The following is a 312-nucleotide window of genomic DNA, read 5'->3' as shown; positions in this document are numbered from 1 at the left end:
GCCCGTTGGCGTCATAGCTGAATTGAGTGCGTTCGCCGAGGGCGTCGGTGATGACGTGCAAATAGCCGCGCTCGTCGTAGCGAAAGCGCGTGGGGTAGCCTGAGCAATCGACATGCTCGACCAGTTGCCCGAACGGGTTCCAGCGCAGCTTTTTACTTTTGCCGGTGGCGTCGATGATTTCCACTGCTTGGCCGAAGCGGTCGTATCGATAGCGCGTTGTCTGACCAAGTGGATCGATTTCGCTGACGCAGTTGCCGCGCGGGTCGTACCGGTATTGCCAGGCCTGTCCGGCGGCATCGGTTTCCACCAACG

At 60.3% G+C, this 312-nt stretch carries 1 protein-coding gene; it reads right to left on the bottom strand.

The genetic code is table 11. From position 1 onward, the window contains the following. Positions 1–312 (bottom strand): hypothetical protein (locus tag NR164_RS30315; protein WP_256823677.1); only part of this gene is annotated, 312 nt, incomplete at both ends.

This window comes from Pseudomonas sp. Pse79 (assembly GCF_024519615.1).
GTDB lineage: Bacteria > Pseudomonadota > Gammaproteobacteria > Pseudomonadales > Pseudomonadaceae > Aquipseudomonas > Aquipseudomonas veronii.
Note: the sequence above shows the minus strand (reverse complement) of the source record. Positions and strands in the feature narration are given on the sequence as shown.